Source organism: Bradyrhizobium sp. PUT101 (genome assembly GCF_052043945.1).
Lineage (GTDB): Bacteria > Pseudomonadota > Alphaproteobacteria > Rhizobiales > Xanthobacteraceae > Bradyrhizobium.
In genome coordinates this window covers 1,105,832-1,124,640 of sequence record NZ_CP197207.1, presented here as the reverse complement: position 1 = coordinate 1,124,640, position 18,809 = coordinate 1,105,832, and the positions used below count along the sequence as shown (strand labels likewise).

General features: G+C 64.0%; 14 protein-coding genes and 1 pseudogene. 10 read left to right on the top strand and 5 right to left on the bottom strand.

What is annotated here, in order from left to right:
- Positions 1-20: 20 nt before the first annotated feature.
- The 5 genes from ACSHT2_RS05400 to ACSHT2_RS05380 all read left to right on the top strand — a co-directional run bounded on the left by ACSHT2_RS05400 (position 21) and on the right by ACSHT2_RS05380 (position 7,344).
- Positions 21-401 (top strand): hypothetical protein, encoded by a 381-nt coding sequence (locus tag ACSHT2_RS05400; RefSeq protein WP_271529414.1) that lies wholly within the window; start codon positions 21-23, stop codon positions 399-401.
- Between the two features lie 122 nt (positions 402-523).
- Positions 524-1,276: a DNA repair protein RecO gene (gene recO / locus ACSHT2_RS05395; protein ID WP_440640691.1), complete on the top strand. Its 753-nt coding sequence runs from the start codon at positions 524-526 to the stop codon at positions 1,274-1,276.
- Between the two features lie 449 nt (positions 1,277-1,725).
- A complete protein-coding gene (gene parC, locus ACSHT2_RS05390; protein ID WP_440640690.1) occupies positions 1,726-3,984 on the top strand; it encodes a DNA topoisomerase IV subunit A in 2,259 nt (752 codons plus the stop codon).
- Positions 3,985-4,244: 260 nt separating this feature from the next.
- Positions 4,245-5,795: an ABC transporter substrate-binding protein gene (locus tag ACSHT2_RS05385; RefSeq protein ID WP_440640689.1), complete on the top strand. Its 1,551-nt coding sequence runs from the start codon at positions 4,245-4,247 to the stop codon at positions 5,793-5,795.
- A 4-nt stretch (positions 5,796-5,799) separates the two neighbouring features.
- A complete protein-coding gene (locus ACSHT2_RS05380) occupies positions 5,800-7,344 on the top strand; it encodes a GMC family oxidoreductase (protein ID WP_440640688.1) in 1,545 nt (514 codons plus the stop codon).
- A 602-nt stretch (positions 7,345-7,946) separates the two neighbouring features.
- On the opposite strand, the gene ACSHT2_RS05375 is transcribed toward ACSHT2_RS05380, so the two are convergent.
- The 4 genes from ACSHT2_RS05375 to ACSHT2_RS05360 form a co-directional block, all read right to left on the bottom strand.
- On the bottom strand, positions 7,947-8,333 hold the full coding sequence (locus ACSHT2_RS05375; protein WP_440640687.1) for a hypothetical protein: 387 nt from the start codon (positions 8,331-8,333) through the stop codon (positions 7,947-7,949).
- Positions 8,334-8,416: 83 nt separating this feature from the next.
- On the bottom strand, positions 8,417-9,031 hold the full coding sequence (locus ACSHT2_RS05370) for a hypothetical protein (protein ID WP_440640686.1): 615 nt from the start codon (positions 9,029-9,031) through the stop codon (positions 8,417-8,419).
- Between the two features lie 275 nt (positions 9,032-9,306).
- The gene (gene chrA / locus ACSHT2_RS05365) at positions 9,307-10,692 is read right to left on the bottom strand and encodes a chromate efflux transporter (protein WP_440640685.1); all 1,386 of its coding nucleotides are present in this window, start codon (positions 10,690-10,692) and stop codon (positions 9,307-9,309) included.
- Positions 10,692-11,510, bottom strand: a complete 819-nt coding sequence (locus ACSHT2_RS05360) for a chromate resistance protein ChrB domain-containing protein (RefSeq protein WP_440640684.1) — start codon at positions 11,508-11,510, stop codon at positions 10,692-10,694. Before ACSHT2_RS05360 ends, chrA begins: the two co-directional genes overlap by 1 nt.
- 196 nt (positions 11,511-11,706) lie before the next feature.
- Between ACSHT2_RS05360 and dmeF the strand changes: the two genes are divergently transcribed.
- The 5 genes and pseudogenes from dmeF to ACSHT2_RS05335 form a co-directional block, all read left to right on the top strand.
- Positions 11,707-12,681, top strand: a complete 975-nt coding sequence (gene dmeF, locus ACSHT2_RS05355; protein ID WP_440640683.1) for a CDF family Co(II)/Ni(II) efflux transporter DmeF — start codon at positions 11,707-11,709, stop codon at positions 12,679-12,681.
- 295 nt (positions 12,682-12,976) lie between these two features.
- A complete protein-coding gene (locus ACSHT2_RS05350; RefSeq protein WP_440640682.1) occupies positions 12,977-14,806 on the top strand; it encodes an adenylate/guanylate cyclase domain-containing protein in 1,830 nt (609 codons plus the stop codon).
- Between the two features lie 197 nt (positions 14,807-15,003).
- Positions 15,004-15,993 (top strand): phosphatase PAP2 family protein, encoded by a 990-nt coding sequence (locus ACSHT2_RS05345; protein WP_440640681.1) that lies wholly within the window; start codon positions 15,004-15,006, stop codon positions 15,991-15,993.
- Positions 15,994-16,029: 36 nt separating this feature from the next.
- Positions 16,030-18,030, top strand: a complete 2,001-nt coding sequence (locus ACSHT2_RS05340) for a hypothetical protein (RefSeq protein ID WP_440640680.1) — start codon at positions 16,030-16,032, stop codon at positions 18,028-18,030.
- Between the two features lie 15 nt (positions 18,031-18,045).
- A pseudogene (locus ACSHT2_RS05335) lies at positions 18,046-18,549 on the top strand (cation diffusion facilitator family transporter); the annotation flags it as partial.
- Between the two features lie 61 nt (positions 18,550-18,610).
- Here ACSHT2_RS05335 and ACSHT2_RS05330 read toward each other — a convergent pair.
- Positions 18,611-18,802: a hypothetical protein gene (locus ACSHT2_RS05330; RefSeq protein WP_440640679.1), complete on the bottom strand. Its 192-nt coding sequence runs from the start codon at positions 18,800-18,802 to the stop codon at positions 18,611-18,613.
- Positions 18,803-18,809: the final 7 nt, after the last annotated feature.

Sequence of the window (18,809 nt, the reverse complement as noted above, 5' to 3'; positions counted from 1 at the left end):
CAAGAAAAGATCGGTATCCGATGAGCGTGCCCAGCAACGTCCGGCGCTTCGAAGCGCTGCTCTATGCATCGTTGATGCTGGATGCCCTCTCGGTCGCGGTGCAGGACCGCACGCCCAATGCCGAGATGACCGAGCAGATGATCATGACGGCGACCTTGCTCGCCGGCGGCATGATTCTGCTGCTGGTCTATTTCGTCTGGCTCGCTGCGCATCGGCGCAAGAACTGGCCGCGCTGGGTGCTGGCGGCGGCCCTGGTGTTGTCGGTGATCTCGCTCGGTCAGATCATCGGGGAGAAGGGCATGGAGTTCGACAGCGCCATCGAGATCGTCTCCTGCGCGCTGACCACGATAGGCCTTTATTTCTCCTTCACCGGCGATGCGCAGGGCTGGTTCAACGCGTGAAGCTAGCGCAGGGTGGATTGGCGAAGCTTAATCCACCGCTTATTGCGTGGAGACGATCGGCGGATTACGCCTTCGGCTAATCCGGCCTACGATTGAAGTGCGGAATCCGCTAGGCTTCTCCCATGGAATGGACCGACCAAGGCATCGTGCTGGGGGTGCGGCGGCATGGCGAAAGCAGCGCCATCGTCGAGCTCTTGACGCGCGCCCATGGCCGGCATCTCGGCCTCGTCCGCGGCGGCGCCGGCTCGCGGATGCGGCCCCTCTTGCAGCCCGGCAACAGCGTCAGCGCGGTGTGGCGGGCGCGGCTCGACGAGCATCTCGGTACCTATGCCGTCGAGGGATTGAAGCTGCGTGCGGCGACGCTGCTGGCATCGTCCCATGGGGTCTATGGCGTCACCCATCTCGCCTCGGTTGCGCGGCTCTTGCCGGAGCGCGATCCGCACGAAGAGATCTTTGCGCTGCTCGAGCATTCGCTCGACGATTTCGAGGATATCGGCAGCGCCGCCGTGCACCTGATCCATTTCGAGCTGGCGATGCTCGCCGAGCTGGGGTTCGGCCTGGCGCTGGACAATTGCGCGGTGACCGGCGAGACCACGGACCTGATCTACGTGTCGCCGAAATCCGGCGGTGCGGTGTCGCGCGGCGCGGGCGAGCCGTGGCGCGACCGGCTGTTGCGGCTGCCGCCCTTTCTGCGCCATGGCGAAACCGCGAGCGATCTCACCGAGCAGGATCTCCAGGACGGCTTTCGGCTCACCGGCCTGTTCCTGCTCCGTCACGTGCTGGAGCCGCGCGGGCAGGGCCATTCCGATGCCCGGGCCGGCTTCATCAATGCCCTGATACGCCAGCAGGCGAGGGCGGCGATCCCAGCGCCATGAGCTCATCGGGACTCTGCATTGCCTCTACGCATGGAGTTCCCCGGAACGAAATCGGGGCCGGTCGAGTTCGCCTTCAGGTTCCACAACGGGGACAGCCTAAATGTTGATCAGGGGATTCGCCGTGTCCGCGGCGCTACTTACGTTTGTGCCTGATGCAACGGCCGGGGAGCCGCAACCTGGCTTGTTTCGCCGGGCATCCTGCACGGTCGTCCGGTATTATGTGGCGAAATATTCCGCTGCCGCCGCAGAGACATGGGCACGGGCCCATGGCGCGACCGAGGCTGAGATCGCGGTTGCCCGCCGTTGCGTAAGCAATGCGCCGGCACCCGCCCAAACGCCTGGTCAGGCCAAAACCCAGACATTCACGGCCGGCTGGGCAGGCCAGTAGGCCGCCCCCAGGGAACCATTCGATCCTTGCCCGATTCGCTTCCACGGTTTAACCGGGCGGCATGGGAAAACGAATCGTTCCGCCGGAAGAACCGGCCGAAATCCATGAGGTGCCGCTGCGCGAGGCGCTGGAAGAGCGCTATCTCGCCTATGCGCTCTCCACCATCATGCACCGCGCGCTGCCGGACGCACGCGACGGCCTGAAGCCGGTGCACCGGCGCATCCTGTACGGCATGCGGCTGCTCAGGCTCGACCCCGGCACGGCCTTCAAGAAATCCGCAAAGATCGTCGGCGACGTGATGGGCTCGTTCCATCCGCATGGCGACCAGGCGATCTACGACGCCATGGTCCGCCTCGCGCAGGATTTCTCCTCGCGCTATCCGCTGGTCGACGGCCAGGGCAATTTCGGCAACATCGACGGCGATAACCCCGCCGCCTACCGCTACACCGAAGCGCGCATGACCGATGTCGCGCGGCTTCTGCTCGAGGGCATCGACGAGGACGGCGTCGAGTTTCGCGCCAATTACGACGGCCAGTCGAAAGAGCCCGTCGTGCTGCCCGGCGGCTTCCCGAACCTGCTCGCCAACGGCGCGCAGGGCATCGCGGTCGGCATGGCGACGTCGATTCCCCCGCACAACGCCGCCGAGCTTTGCGATGCCGCGCTGCATCTGATCGAGAAGCCCGATGCGAAATCCAGGGCGTTGATGAAGTGGGTGAAGGGCCCGGATTTCCCGACCGGAGGCATCTGCGTCGATTCCAAGCAGGCCATCGCCGAAGCCTACATGACCGGCCGCGGCTCGTTCCGCGTCCGCGCGAGATGGCAGCAGGAAGAAGGCGCGCGCGGCACCTGGGTGGTCGTCGTCACCGAGATCCCGTTCCTGGTGCAGAAGTCGCGGATGGTCGAGAAGATCGCGGAGCTGCTCGACCAGAAGAAGCTGCCGTTGGTTGGCGGGGTCCGCGACGAATCCGCCGAAGACGTCCGCCTCGTCATCGAGCCCAAGTCGAAGAACGTCGATCCCACGCTGATGATGGAATCGCTGTTTCGGCTGACCGAGCTCGAAAACAAGATCCCGCTGAACCTCAACGTGCTGATCAAGGGCAAGGTGCCAAAAGTGGTCGGCCTGGCCGAGTGCTTGCGCGAATGGCTCGACCATCTGCGCGACGTGCTGATCCGGCGCAGCAATTATCGCAAGGCGCAGATCGAGCACCGGCTGGAAGTCCTCGGCGGGTTCCTGATCGCCTATCTGAACATCGACAAGGTGATCAAGATCATCCGCACCGAGGATGAGCCGAAGCCCGAGCTGATGAAGGCCTTCAAGCTCACCGAGGTGCAGGCCGAAGCCATTCTCAACATGCGCCTGCGCTCCTTGCGCAAGCTTGAGGAGATGGAGATCCGCACCGAGGACAAGAATCTCCGCAACGAGCTCAAGGGCATCAACGCGGTGCTCGCCTCCGAAGCCGAACAGTGGAAGAAGGTCAGTGAGCAGGTCGGCAAGGTCCGCGACATGTTCGGGCCGAAGACGCCGCTCGGCAAGCGCCGCACCACCTTTGCCGACGCGCCCGAGCACGATCTCGCCGCGATCGAGGAGGCCTTCGTCGAGCGCGAGCCGGTGACGGTCGTCGTCTCCGACAAGGGCTGGATCCGCACCATGAAGGGCCATGTCGAGGATCTCTCGGGCCTTGCCTTCAAGCAGGACGACAAGCTCGGCTTCGCCTTCTTCGCGGAGACGACCTCGAAGCTGCTGCTGTTCGCGACCAACGGCAAGTTCTACTCGCTCGACGTCGCGAAGCTGCCGGGCGGCCGCGGTCACGGCGAGCCGATCCGCCTGTTCATCGACCTCGAGCAGGAAGCCGCGCCCGTCGCGCTGTTCGTGCACAAGGGCGGACGCAAATTCCTGGTCGCGAGCCACGAGGGCCAGGGCTTCGTCGTCAACGAGGACGATTGCGTCGGCACCACCAAGAAGGGCAAGCAGGTCCTCAACGTCGACATGCCGAACGAGGCGCGCGCGATCACCGAGGTGCTCGGCGACACTGTCGCGGTGATCGGCGAGAACCGCAAGATGCTGGTCTTCCCGCTCGACCAGGTGCCGGAGATGGCCCGCGGCCGCGGCGTTCGCTTGCAGAAGTACAAGGATGGCGGCCTTTCGGATATTGCCGTGTTCGACGCCAAGGCCGGCCTGACCTGGAAGGACTCCGCCGGTCGCGAATTCTCCGCGACCATGAAGGAGCTCGCCGAATGGCAGGGCACCCGCGCCGACGCCGGCCGCCTGCCGCCGAAGGGATTCCCGAAGTCGAACAAGTTCGGCCGGGGCATCGGGTAGGCGCGCAGGCCGTCGCCACACCATTGGTGTCGTGCCCCGGCTTGACCGGGGCATCCAGTACGCCGCGGCCTTTCCGTATCATCGCATGGTCTCTGGAATGCTGGATCGCCCGGTCAAGCCGGGCGATGATGACACCGACGGTGTGGTGCGCAAACGCGCGGCTGATAGTCATGAGCGCATACGTGCCTCCGCCGTATGGGCACGAACATTGCTTTTTGCTGGCGACTGCAAACGGTTGGTCAAAAGGCAAAAACACATCCATGTTCAAACTGAAGGCTTTCATTCCGGCGCTGTTCGCCATCGCGCTGATGGCGGCGCCGGCGCATGCGGCGGGGAATCTCGTCGCGGTGCTCGAGGCGGAGATCGTCACCCTCGATCCGCATTTCTCCACGGCCTATATTTCGCGCACGTTTGGCTACATGGTGTTCGATACGCTGTTTGCGAAGGACTCCAAGGGCGACATCAAACCGCAGATGGTGCAGGACTGGAAAGTCTCGCCTGACGGCCTGACCTACAGTTTCACCCTTCGCGACGGCCTGAAGTGGCATGATGGCCAGCCGGTCACGGCGGCCGATTGCGTGGCCTCGCTGCGCCGCTGGGGCACCCGCAGCGCGCTGGGCCGCCGCATCTTCGCGATCACCGCATCGCTCGAGCCGACCGACGCCAAGACCTTCGTGCTGACGCTGAAGGAGCCGTCGGGTCTCGTCATCGACGCGCTCGGCAATCCCGTCAGCCCCGTCGCCTTCATGATGCCCGAGCGCATCGCGAAGACGCCCGGCGATCAGCGCATCACCGAGATCATCGGCTCCGGCCCGTTCGTCTACAGCAAGGCCGATCACCGCACCGGCGATCGCATGATCCTGAAGAAATTCGCCGACTATGTGCCGCGCCCCGAGCCTGCCGACTTCCTCGCCGGCGGCAAGCGCGTCAATGTCGACACGCTCGAGATCCGCGTCATTCCCGACGGTGCGACCGCGGCCTCCGCGCTCCAGGCCGGCGAAGTCGACTTCATGCAATACGCGCCGTTCGATCTGCTGCCGACGCTGGAGAAGAACTCCCGCGTGAAGCTGGTCAATTTCACGGGCGGCAACATGTTCGCGGGCGCCTATCGCCTCAACGCCGCGTCGAAACCGTTCGACGATCCCGAGATCCGGCGCGTGCTGTGGAAACTGGTCGATCAGCGCGAAGTGCTGGATGCGCTCGGGCTCGATGCCAAATACGCCACGCCTTGCGCGACGTTCTTCACCTGCGGCACAACCTATGAAAGCAAGGCCGGCACCGAAGCGGCGGCGAAGCCGTCGATCGAAGCGGCGAAGGCCGCGCTGAAGGCGACCAAATATGCCGGCGAGCCCGTCGTCGTCATGGAGGCCAACGATCTCGAAGCCCCGCGTGTCTCGGCGCAGGTGCTCGCCGAGCGGCTGAAGGCGGCCGGCTTCAACGTCGATCTGCAGGTGATGGATTGGGCCAGCGTGCTGGCGCGCCGTGCCAAGAAGGAAGGCTGGAGCGTCTATGGCGTTCACGCCGGCGGCTTCGACCTGGGCTCGCCGCTGACCAACGTCATGGTGGCCTTCAACTGCGCCGACTTCACCGGTTGGCAATGCGATGCGCGCATCAAGCCATTGATGGAAGCCTTCGCCAAGGCGCCGGCCGAGGAGGACCGCAAGAAGATCGCCGGCGAGATCCAGGCCGTCATGTACGATCAGGCGCCCGCAATTCCGTGGGGCCAGTTCGCCCAGCCGGCTGCCTATCGCGCGACCTTGCGCGGTCTGATACCGTCCGCCATCCCCGTGTTCTGGAACGTCGAGAAGTAACGCGATGTACGATGTCATTGTAGTCGGCGGCGGGTCCGCCGGCGCCGCTGTTGCGGCACGGCTCTCCGAGGATCCCGCACGGCGCGTCCTGCTGCTCGAAGCGGGGCGCGACTGGCGCGCCGACGAGGCGCCCTGGGAGGTGCGGACGCCCAATCCCATTCCGATCATCCACAAGCGCGAATACCAGGAGAAATGGCAATGGCCTGATCTTCTGACGCGCCGTGTGGCGGGGCAGGAGCCGCGCTTCTATTGGCGCGGCAAGGGACTCGGCGGCTCGTCGATGATGAACGGCCAGATCGCCATTCGCGGCGTTGCGGATGCCTTCGACGAATGGGCGGCCAATGGCTGCGCCGGCTGGTCGGCGAAGGAGGTGATGCCGCTGTTCTCCGTGATCGAGGACGATCTGGAATTCGGCGATGCCGAGGGCCACGGACGCGGCGGGCCGCTGCCGGTCTATCGCGCGCCGCCGGAGACATGGGGCCCGATCGATCGCAGCTTGCGCGACGCGGCGCTGGCGAGCGGTTACCCCTGGTGTGCCGATGTCAACGGCCCTGATGGCGAGGGCGTTGCCTGCTACCCCATCAACAGCCGCGACAGCCGCCGCATCACCACCAATGAGGGCTATCTCGAGCCCGCGCGCGGCCGCGCCAACCTGGAGATCCGCGGGCATGCGCTGGTCGATCGCGTGCTGATCAGCGACGGCCGCGCGACCGGCGTCCGCGTTCATGTCGAGGGGCAGGGCACAGGCGAGATCAGCGCGCGCCAGATCGTGCTCTGCGCCGGCGCCATTCACAGTCCGGCGATCCTGCTGCGCTCGGGCGTCGGACCGGCCGAGGAGTTGAGGGCGATGGGGATCGCGGTCACGCGCGATCTGCCGGTCGGCCGCCACTTCTTCGACCACCCGCTGTTTCGCGCGACCATCCAGCTGCATGAGAAGCTCAGACCCACGGATCCGGACACCCGCCACACCAATTGCTGCGTGACCTATTCCTCGGGCCTCGCCAATGGCGGCAAGCGCGACATGATCCTGATTGCCTTCAACCACCGCGGCATCGGCGTGCCCGGGGGGATCGGCGCCGGGTTGTTCAACGCCTATTCTCGTGGAACGCTCAAGCTGGCCTCGACCGATCCCGTGATCGATCCCGTCGTCGAGGAGAACATGCTGGCCGATCCCCGCGACATGCTGCGCATGATGGATGCGGTGAAGCGCTTGGCGGTGATCTCGTCCCAGCCGGCACTTTCGGGCATCGCCGACTGGATCCGGCTGACCGACACCGACCTGACACTGCCGCAGGCAGCCAGCCTGCCGGATCACGAGCTCGAGGCGTTGCTGCGCCGTGAGACCGGCGACATCCAGCATGCCGCCGGCAGCTGCCGCATGAGCGGCGTTGGGGATGCCGACGGCGTGGTCAACCCTGACGGCACGGTGAAAGGGATAAACGGCCTGCGCGTCGCCGACGCCTCGATCATGCCGTCGGACTGCCGCGCCAATACGCACTTCACGACGGTGGTGATTGGGGAGGCGATTGCGCGAATGATGATGCGGTAGAGCCACAACGATGGTGTCATGCCCCGGCTTGACCGGGGCTTCCAGTACGCCGCGGCTTCTCTTCTCAATCGCAACCGTCTCAGAGTACTGAATCGCCCGGTCAAGCCGGGCGACGACAGCGAGCCGCTTCCACATCGTGATTGCGAGTGCGGCGAAGCTTCGCTCCGCAATGACGGAGCAAGTGGCGAAGCCATCGCTCTCCAATTCACGTCTCAAACAGCAGACATGGCATCGCATTCTCGCGGCGGGTATCGCCCGAGTTTTACCTCTCTCAGCGCCCTCGGAAAGACAAGGGCGCAGGGAAGGCCGGGCGCCGGCCGGCACCCGAGATCCGTGCGCCACAAGAAATGCACACGGGGTGGACCACAGGTATCGCCGGCCGCCCGGCCTTCCCTGCGCGAATGGTTTTAACGGTGTCCTTCGTGCTCTCCCCGGGGAGCGATGCACTATTGCCCCCGTCGCCCCGCGGCTGGCTGATGTGCGGACCCGGTTGGGCCGCTGGCATCACCGCAGGACTTGACGCACAGACCCCGGGCGTCAGGACCACACGACTTCTCCGTCCGCGCACGTCCTCGCATGTCGCTTCGAGAGCTGGCGTGTGCTCACGCCCGAAGCCATGCGAAGACGCTGTCAGCGCCGTGTCGTATGCGCGACGGCAAGTTGCTCACAGCCGAAGCCGCCCTGCAATGCCTGTTACGCCCGACGCCGTCGCGTCCATCGCTGCCCGGCCCGCGGTTCGTGACGATCGCGATCCGCCCCTTGTCTCGGGCCAGGGTGTTTTGTGTGTACGACAAAACCGAATTTCGGTAAAGCGGAATATTTGAACTGTCGGGGCCTTGATAAGGCTTGAGGTCAGGGCGTGCGGCTGTTTTGCGCGCGACCGCGCCAATGGTCGACCGGGCATTGGCGACGTGCTTTTGCCTTAAGGACGTGAACTCATGAACGGCAGCTTCCGCGGGGCACAGCGGAAGTCGCCGGTTGATCATCATCGGCGCAAGCTTCCGAAATCCGAGCAAGTTTGCGCCGATGTTGCGACCGGAGGGAGGACTCTAGCCAATCGCAATCCACTCGGTCACTTGACCTTCCCCACTGTAGCGGATTCGTCGATTAGCAACTGATTGCTGATCGACGTGCATACTCGTTGAACAGGCTGGGATGATCCGGAAAAGGTGATCTTCTGAACGTATGGCTTGTCTATCGCAACCGTAATCTTCTTTCTGTCATCAGAGACATGGAACAGCCTGCTGTCTCCCTCTATGGAGAATTGCTGGCCGGCATTTGGCCCCGCATTCAGCCTGCCCTGAAAGGTGCCGGGTTTGAGGGCCATACGATAAGCGTGCTCTCCCTCGGCTGTGTAAGTGAACGAGTAAGAGAGTGTGCCCGCGCTTACTGCCGCTCCCAAAGGATTGGGGGGCGGGACGATGGTCACGAACGTCTGTCTCGCCTCGCCGGTCCCGTCGCCATGGTAGATGACCTGACCTTCGGTGGTGAGATGGCTGAGGTTGGTTTCGCCGATTGGGATTGTGAAGTTTCCCATGCTGTCTTGCTTGAACCCGGCCGGTGCGACCAAGCAGGTTTGAGCACCGACCAGCGAGTAAGTCCCCTTGAGATTTTCGGTAGCAGCGGCTGCTGCTGCCGCAGCAGTCGATGCAACGGCAATGGTTGGCCAGAAGAGTGCAACTCGCATGATACTCTCCGAGGTTGGACAGCCCCTGGTAATTTATGCCTCAGTCCAGATCGAGGTCTCTTGATCTGTCTCAAGGATATGGAAAGTCCGAAGTTATCAAAATGACGCTCGGATTCGCGGCGGCCTTACACGATTGAAAGATCGGGGGAGCTTCGCCCTCCAGTTCGCAGATGATCAGCCACCTTATGCTGGTTCCCGGAGAGAAGCACATCAGGCTTCAACGATTGGTCCTCTGCGCTCTCCCGAGAACCGTGCCTTTGTGGCCACCATACGTCCTAGATGATTCCCGCCAGCCGCAGCGCCACGCCTGCGGCGCAACTGCCGGCGAGCACCGTCAGCATGCCCAGCTTGAACCGAAAGATCGCGGTCGCCGCCGCGATGGACAGCACGAACGCGGGGATGTCGACGCTCCTCAGCACGGGCATGTCGAAGTTCAGCGGGAACGCGTGCACCGGCACGGTCTCGCGGAACAGCGTGTGCAGCGCGAACCAGATCGAGAGGTTGAGGATCACGCCGACGACGGCTGCGGTGATCGCGCTGAGCGCGCCGGCAAGGCCCGTGTTGCCGCGCAGATGCTCGATATAGGGCGCGCCGACGAAGATCCAGAGGAAGCAGGGTGTGAAGGTGACCCAGGTCGCGAGCAGTCCGCCGAAGGTCGCCGCGAGCAACGGTGACAGGCCGCTGGGATCGCGGTAGGCCGCCATGAAGCCCACGAACTGGAGCACCATGATCAGCGGGCCCGGCGTGGTCTCGGCCATGCCGAGGCCGTCCAGCATCTCGTGCGGTTTCAGCCAGTGATAATGCTCGACCGCCTGCTGGGCGACGTAGGCCAGCACCGCATAAGCGCCGCCGAAGGTGACCAGCGCCATCTTCGAGAAGAACAGCGCAATCTGGCTGAACACATTGGCCTGTCCGACGAACAACAGCAGCGCGATCACCGGAACAAGCCAGAGCCCCAGCCATAGCGCGCCGACGCGGATCGTCCGTGCCGTGTTGGGGCGGACATGATCGGGCACGGCCTCGCCGAGCATGCTGTCGATCGCGGCGCCGCTGCCGCCATGGCCGTGACCGGCCGGCGCGAACTCCGGACGGCCAGCTCGCGCGCCGGCATAGCCGATGATGCCGGCGGCGATGATGATGATGGGGAAGGGGACTGCGAAGAAGAAGATCGCGGCGAAGGCGGCGGCCGCGAGCGCGATCATGATGCGGTTCTTCAGCGCGCGCTTGCCGACGCGCACAACGGCCTCGACGACGATGGCGAGCACGGCGGCCTTGAGGCCGAAGAACAGTGCCTCGACGACGCTGACATTGCCGAATGCGGCATAGATGTAGCTGAGGCCCATGATGGCGATGATGCCGGGCAGGATGAACAGCCCGCCCGCCATCAGCCCGCCGGCGGTGCGATGCATCAGCCAGCCGACATAGGTCGCGAGCTGCTGCGCCTCAGGTCCCGGAAGCAGCATGCAGTAGTTCAGTGCATGCAGGAAACGGCCCTCGGAGATCCACTTCTTCTCCTCGACCAGGATGCGGTGCATCACCGCGATCTGGCCCGCGGGCCCGCCAAAGCTGAGGCAGGCGACGCGGAGCCAGACGCGAAAGGCCTCATTGAAGCTGACGCCGTGACCGGCGTCAGCCCCTGCTTGAACGTTACGGGTGTCCATTACGCCTTCACCTTGTTGGTCGGCCAGTTGTGCGTCTCGGTGGTGGCGTCGCGGCACCAGCGGTAGAAGGCATCGTAGAGCGTCATGCCGGCCTCGAGCTGCTCGAGGTCGTCGTCGTACATCCGGGACAGCCCGAGCGAGGCCGCGAGCAGGCCCGGTGCCTCCGGCGCCAGATCCGGCCGCGCGGTGTCGGCGCCGCGCACCAGCGTCGCGAGGCGAAGCAGGGCCGGCGTTGCGATCCCGAATTCCTCGATCATCACGTCGAAGGTGCAGAGCTCGCCACGGTGGCTCCAGAACACGTTCTCGATGTCGAAGGGGGCCGCGCCGAAGCGTTCGCCGACGGCGACCACCTCGGATGGCGCCACATAGAGGAACACTGCATTGGGATCGACGAAGCGGCGGATCAGCCACGGGCAGGCGATGCGATCGACCTTCGGTCGCGCTCGCGTGACCCAGACGGTGCGCCCCTTGGTATCGCGTGGCGGCAGCTTGCGGGCATCGACCAGCGGCAGCCTGGCCGCCTTCCAGCCCTCGAAGCCGCCCTCCAGCGTTTCGGCTTGCACGCCGAGCTGCCGCAGCCAGGCCGCGGCGCCTTGCGCGAGCTTCTCACCGCGGAAGCAGGAGACGACGGCGCGGCGGCCGGCGAAGGCGCCGCCCCAGTCCGTCACATTGTCGTGGCTGAGCTTGATGGAGCCGGGGATCAGCCGCGGGTCGGCGGCAAAATCCTCCTCGGTGCGCACATCGATCAGTGCAGGCGCGTTCGCCGTGCCGATCAGCCGTGCCATTTTGTCAGACGAAATGGTCGTGAATGTAGACATGATGCGTCCTCGCAAGAAACGAACGGGACGCGATGCTTGGGCCTGTCGCCTCGTGGGGAGATCGCTCAAATCCCCATGGCGTAGATTACAGCGAAACTAAGTTGCACTGTCAATCCGCGGGACGATTGGACCTTAGAAAATTGGTGCCCGCGGTCTATATTGCGCGCCGACAGACCTGAATCTTCGGGAGAATTCGATGCATTCCCATTCCGTCGAGCAATGGACCCATGACCACGCGTTCCTGGGCGAGAAGCACGACGAGAACGAGCGCCGCACCTGGTTCGTGGTCGTCCTGACGCTGGTCATGATGGTCGGCGAGATCGTGGCAGGCTCGCTGTTCGGCTCGATGGCGCTGCTGGCCGACGGCTGGCACATGGGTACGCACGCGGCGGCGCTCGGCATTGCCGCCTTCGCCTATCGTTTCGCGCGCCGGCACCTGGGGAATGCGCACTTCACCTTCGGCACCGGCAAGTTCGGGGATCTTGCCGGCTTTGCCAGTGCGATCATCCTCGGCCTGATCGCAGTCGAGATCGCCTATGAGAGCGTGCTGCGGCTGATCACGCCGGTGCCGATCGTCTACGGCGAGGCCATGGCCGTGGCTGTCCTCGGCCTGTGCGTCAATCTCGCCAGTGTGTGGCTGCTGCGCGATAGCCACGATCATCACCATCACGGTCACGACCATGGCCATGCGCATGACCACGACGATCATGACCGCGACCACGATCATCATGGCCATCACCATCATCACCACGACAACAACCTTCGCGCGGCCTACGTCCATGTCATGACCGATGCCGCGACCTCGGTGCTGGCGATCGCAGCGCTCGCCGTCGCCATGTATTCAGGCTGGGTCTGGGCCGATCCGGCGGTGGGGCTGATCGGCAGCGTCGTGATCGCGAGCTGGGCGTTCGGCCTGATCAAGTCATCGGGTGCGGTGCTGCTCGACGTGCGCGCCGACGAGAAGCTGGAGCGGGTGATCCGGGCCCGCATGGAGGTCGGCGACGATCGCGTCACCGACCTCCATCTCTGGCAGGTCGGCCCCGGCCATTGTGCCGTGCTGCTCTCGGTGGTGTCGGACAAGCCGAAGCAGCCGGCCGTCTACAAGCAGCGGCTCGCGGGGTTGAAGGGCCTCAGCCATGTCACCGTTGAGGTGGAGACGTGTCCGCATTAGCGGAGAATGAATGGGACTTCTCGCAGAGAGAAGTAATTTGTGTGATTTATTCTGAGTTGTGCATAGCTGCCGCGGATGCAACCAGCCCGGGCCCTTCGCAGAGCGTGATCTGGTTCATAACCGGGCGACCGGATGCGCAGTATGGATTTGGGTGCGCTCTATGAGGGCATCCGCCGAATGCGCGACTGCCCCGGGCAAGATCCCGGTCAATATCAGGTAAGTGGAATAGCACCGGCCTTGAGAGGCCATTCACCTGAGAGCCCGGTCAACTGAGGCCGGGTTCGGAGAGACCAGCATGGGCCTCGTGCAGCAGGACACAGTGGTCCTCTTGGTCGATCTCGTCGAGTCTGTGCGGCTGATGCGGGAGCATGAGGCGTCCGCCGTGCATCGGTGGACAGACTTCGTCCAACTTGCCACGGGCCAAATTCTGCCGCGTTATCGCGGCGGCCTCGTGAAAAGCCTCGGAGACGGGCTGATGGTCCGCTTCGAGTCTGTGTCTGACGCCGTCAATGCCGCGGCCGACATGCACCGGAGTATCGCTGTTCAGAACACGGGGCGTCCCGAAGATCAACACTTCCGGCTTCGTGCAGGGATCAACGCTTCCACCGCGTGGAGCGACGGCATCGACATCTACGGCACCGGTATCAATCTTGCAGCCCGGCTCGCAACCCTTGCCGGTCCCGGTGAAACGATCGCCAGCGAGGCCGCGCATGAAAAATTGGCGGCTCTTGCCAGCCTTGCCAATCCGGGCGAGACGATTGGCAGCGCTGCGGCACGCGACGAGCTGACGCACGGTGTGGACGCGCTTTGCGAAGATCTGGGCGACTGCATCCTCAAGCACTTTGACAAGCCGGTTCGCGCCTACCGCGTTGGTCCGGCGAGTCCGCACCCGAGCCTCGCCGCTCGGCGAGACTATGGGACTCCCATGGAACCGACGATCGCCGTAATCCCTTTCGACTCGCGCAAGGACGCGGAGGAACATCTCGACATCGGTAACCTGATCGCGGACAGCGTGATCTGGCGCCTATCCAAATCGGCGAACCTCAAGGTGATCTCGCGTCTGTCGACCGATACATTCCGCGGCAGGGTAAGCGATGTCGCGGAAGTATCGGCGCATCTCGGTGCCACCTACATTCTCAGCGGCAGCTACGTGCTCGCTGCGGACCGGATACTGGTGACAGCGGAGCTCTCGGCGGCGCGAACCAACCAGGTCGTCTGGACCGACCGCCTGAGCGGGGGTATCGGCGACCTGCTGCAGCCGGAGAGTGAACTGGCGCACCGCATCGCCGCTGCAGTGCATCTGTCGGTCTTCGATGCCGAGGTCGAGCATATCATGACCCAGCCGTTGCCGACGCTGGAGAGCTATTCCCTGCTGCTTGGCAGCATTCGCCTGATGCACCGATCGAACAAGGATGAATTTCTCCAGACGCGCAAGGCTCTGGACGAACTAATCGATCGCCACGGCCGGATAGCTGCCCCACGCGCCTGGCTCGCCAACTGGTACATCCTGCGCATGACGCGCGGCTGGTCCGAGGACCGCAAGCGCGAGGCCGCTGAGGCATTGAGCGCCACTCGCGCGGCGCTCGACCGCGACCCCTCCGATGCGCTTGCGCTCGCGACCGAAGGTTTCGTCTATTGTCACATGTTGAGAGATCTGGACACCGCTCGAAAGCGGTGCGAGCAGGCCGTCGATGCCAACCCCAGCCACGCGCTGGGCTGGCTCTACCGCGGCACCGTCAACGCCTTCAAAGGCGAGGGCGAGGCGGCCGTTGCAGCAACGCGGCGTGCGATGGAGCTCTCTCCGCTTGATCCGCAGCGTTATTATTTCGAGTCCCTCGGAGCTACGGCTCTCCTTTCTGCACATCGATACGGCGAGGCGGAAAAGCTCGCGCGCTCCTCCCTCGTTCTCAATCGCATGCATCCGTCCACCTGGCGGGTCCTTACCATCGCACTCGTTTCGCAGGGACGGATAGCGGAGGCGCGCGAAGCGTTGGGCAAGATGCGCGAGCTCGAGCCGCAGTTGACCGTGGATCGATACATCGGGCGCCTCCCGAATGCGCAGCTCGAAACAGGCAGGCACTGGGCCCGCTGCCTGGAGATCGCAGGTTTACCGACGACAGGCTGACTGAACTCATACCGACTTATTTCATAAGGAGGCAGGCAATGGCTCAACTAGGCGGAGCGGGAGGAGCAGGCGGCGCAGGTGGTGCTGGCGGAGCCGGCGGCGCAGGGGGAGCAGGAGGTGCAGGCGGAGCGGGCGGCGCTGGAGGGGCCGGAGGGGCGATACTTGGCACACTCGGCGACGTCTGGGCCAATCCCATCATGGTGGATGCACTCATCCACGCTCGCGAAGGGACGATCGTTGTTCCCGAAATCTCGACGTCTCCATACTTTTACTTCTACGCGCCGGTCTTGCCGACAACGATCGACGATCCCGCCCAACTGGACCGCTGGGAGCCGTGGGTGCGCGCCTACACAGCGGTCGGGGAGATGCTGCAAGGCATCACTCTTCAGGTGTCGGGCGCCGATCCAAACGCATTCCTCGTTCGGTCGCCCTCATACGTGATCGCGGAGATAGGGCGTCCGAGCGAGTCGACGTTTAAAAACCAGATTGCGATGGTCCTGAGTTGGGCCGAGCTGCGCAACGAACGCGCCACGGAAATCATGGCGCAGATCGATCCACAGCATGCCTTCTGGTCTTCGGTCGTGTATCTGCATCCCGAGAGGACCAGACGCACGTTCGAGCTCATCAACATGGTCCTGCAGTTCTGCGTTTACGTGGAAATGCGCTTCAAGCATGCGCTGGCGTGCTGGCGGCCCGTCGAATACAACGCCGAGGTGCAGCCGATGATCACGACGCCGGGACACGGAAGCTTCCCGAGCGGACATGCGACGCAGGCCTATGCAGTAGCCTACGTGCTGAAACGGCTATTGAGCCTGCATAAGGCGACACCCGGATTCCCCCAGATCGTCGAGCAGCTCGAGCGCCAGGCGGCACGGATCGCAACCAACCGGGTCGTGGCCGGAGTCCATTTTCCGGTCGACAGCATGGCAGGGCGGATGCTGGGCGTCGCCCTGGGCGAGTATTTCGTCGGGCGTTGTCTGGGGAGCACAGCAACCAAGATCCGCACGTTCAACGCGGGCTACGCGAACAGCAACTCCAGCACGGACTTCAATCCCTTCCATGCTGACCAGGCGCTCAATGCCAACAAGTTCTATTCGGAAACCACCGGAGGGACCGTCACGCAGTCTCTGCTGATGAAGGAGCTATGGGACAAGGCCTACTCCGAAGTGTCGACGAGGTTCCCGTAGGAAACACGTCCCTGCAACCGAAGTGGAGCGCATTCCATGGCCGAGGAATTGCCGAGATGCTTTGACCCGTATCTCCGGTACGCGATCAGGAGCGAGTTCAAGAACTTCGAAGTTTTCGACGAGCAGGAGTCCAAGCTATTCCTGTTCGTGGAGCTCAAGCACGCCGGGCTGGCCGGTGATTTTGTGAGAGCTATGAGTCGTGACATCTTCGGCGCCGAATTCGGACTGACCAGTCCGAACTCGCGACATCTGACCATGCGGGCTTACAAGAGAGCGATCAAGCCGGAAAGCTTCCGGGCGTGGAACGACAACGTATCCCGGGTCGAGTTGTCGCTTCCGTTGAAGCCGACGGCCATAGAAAAAGGCGCGCAGCGCGTCAGGTCCGCGAGCGCAGCAGCACCGACATCTCTCCTCGTTGGCGTGATCGACGATGGCTGTCCGTTCGCCGCCGCTCAGTTCGTCAAATGGACCGCGGGCGTCGCAACCGGCACACGCGTGCGCGGCATTTGGGATCAGAACGAGGACCCAGCCAGAGCCCCGATCCCGGTAGGTCCCGACGTCTTCGGCGAGAAGCCGTTCGATTTCAATTACGGCCTCGAGTTCTTTCGAGAGTCCGTACCGGGCGTAGTTGGGCTGAACGACTGGATCCAGTTGCACAAGAGAGTAAACACGATCGACGAGGATAGCTGCTACGCGGATGCGGGTTTCAAGACCCTTAAGCATCAACGCTCGCATGGCGCACACGTGATGGACGTCCTCGCAGGACGCATTCCGCCCTCGGCACGCATCGCGCGGCGCGATCCGCCGAGTTGGAATCCCGGGCATCCCTTAACAGATCCCGCTTGCGAAGCCGATATCGTGTTCGTGCAGTTTCCGGAGAGCTGCCTTCGTGATGCGACCGGCGTTTGGCTGAAGGGTTACGTCGCGGATGGGATCGAATACATCATGTCATTTGTCGATTCCCGCATAACGAACGTGGTGATCAATGTCAGCTACGGACCGACGACCGGATCTCACGATGGCACCTCGGAACTTGAGGACAAGCTGAGGGAGCTTGTCACCTATTACGACGGCACTTCCGGAAATCCAAAGCTGGATATTTTTCTGTCCGCCGGCAACACGTATCTGGGCGAGGGGCACGTCCGTTTCGTGAGGCAGACCATGGCAGACCCCGACCATGTCGAATGGACGTGGCGTCTTCCTCCCGACAACACCGTGCTCTGCTTTGCCGAAATCTGGATGAAGACGAACCACACGGACAGTGTCATTGTTACGCTCACCTCGCCCGGCGGTCGTAGCTCCTCGTCGGCCACCGGACCTGCGCCCCCCGGCCCACCACCTCCGCCGCCGGCTGTACCCGCGCTTCCGCCCTACACCGGCGCGTATGCCCCGGTTGACTGGGGTGACAACAGGGTGTGGCTGATTGCGGTCGAGCCCACCATCGCCGGAGCCGGCATGGTGCCCGAACATGGGAATTGGAAGATCAAGGTCGAGGGCATCGAGGCGGGCCACGAGGTTCATGCCTATGTGGCACGTACCGATCCGAACATGAACATGCGCACCGGCGCCAAGCGCTCGTATTTTGTCGATGCCGGATGGGAGGCGGGCCGCGCGGCCGAGGCCGGCTGCACGTATGCCGGTGGGGAGTTCGACAAGAGCGGATCGCTTGTTTCTCGCCTGGGCACCCTTAACGGGATTGGTACGGATAGCGTCGCGGGTGTGCACGTGGCCGGCGGCTACATTCTTTCGGCGCCAAAGCGCAAGTCGCCTTATTCGTCGGCGGGCCCTGCACGACCCGGGCCCCACCCACTGCGAGTCGGTCCCGACTACGCGCTGTTCTGCGACGAGTCGTATGCTCTCCAGGGCGTATGCGCCGGGGGCAATCGAAGCGGCGCCGTGTTTCGCCTCGTCGGCACCAGCGCCGCCGCGCCGCAACTCGCGCGACTGGTTGCTGGCGGGCAACCTTTAACGGTACACGATGCTCCAGCCAGTCCTCCGGACGAGAAGCGAGGTTGGGGCGATCTCGATCCGCCGTGACCTGTGCGCGAAGAGCACGGTCACGACCATGGCCATGCGCATGACCACGACGACCATGACCGCGACCACGATCATCATGGCCATCACCATCATCACCACGACAACAACCTTCGCGCGGCCTACGTCCATGTCATGACCGATGCCGCGACCTCGGTGCTGGCGATCGCAGCGCTCGCCGTCGCCATGTATTCAGGCTGGGTCTGGGCCGATCCGGCGGTGGGGCTGATCGGCAGCGTCGTGATCGCGAGCTGGGCGTTCGGCCTGATCAAGTCATCGGGTGCGGTGCTGCTCGACGTGCGCGCCGACGAGAAGCTGGAGCGGGTGATCCGGGCCCGCATGGAGGTCGGCGACGATCGCGTCACCGACCTCCATCTCTGGCAGGTCGGCCCCGGCCATTGTGCCGTGCTGCTCTCGGTGGTGTCGGACAAGGCCAAGGATCCGGCCGTCTACAAGCGGCGGCTCGCGGGGCTGAAGGGCCTCAGCCATGTCACCGTCGAGGTCGAGACCTGCCCGCATTGACGGGGCTTTACGGGAAATCAGCGGACAACCGGGCGCGGAGGCTTTATGGCCGGGCCGCGGATCAGCCTTTTGGCGCGGTCGCCGTCGGCGGGCTCGCGTCCGGGGTCTTCTTCGGCTTCAGCGTTCCGGCATAGAACGAGAGCAGCCATACCAGGAGCACGGCGAGGAAATAGACGCCCCACGCCTGCGGCGGCGTGGTCGCCCAGCGCAGGAGGCCTTTGATTGTGCGGGGCGGGCCGGCGTCGTCGCTCATGGCCCGC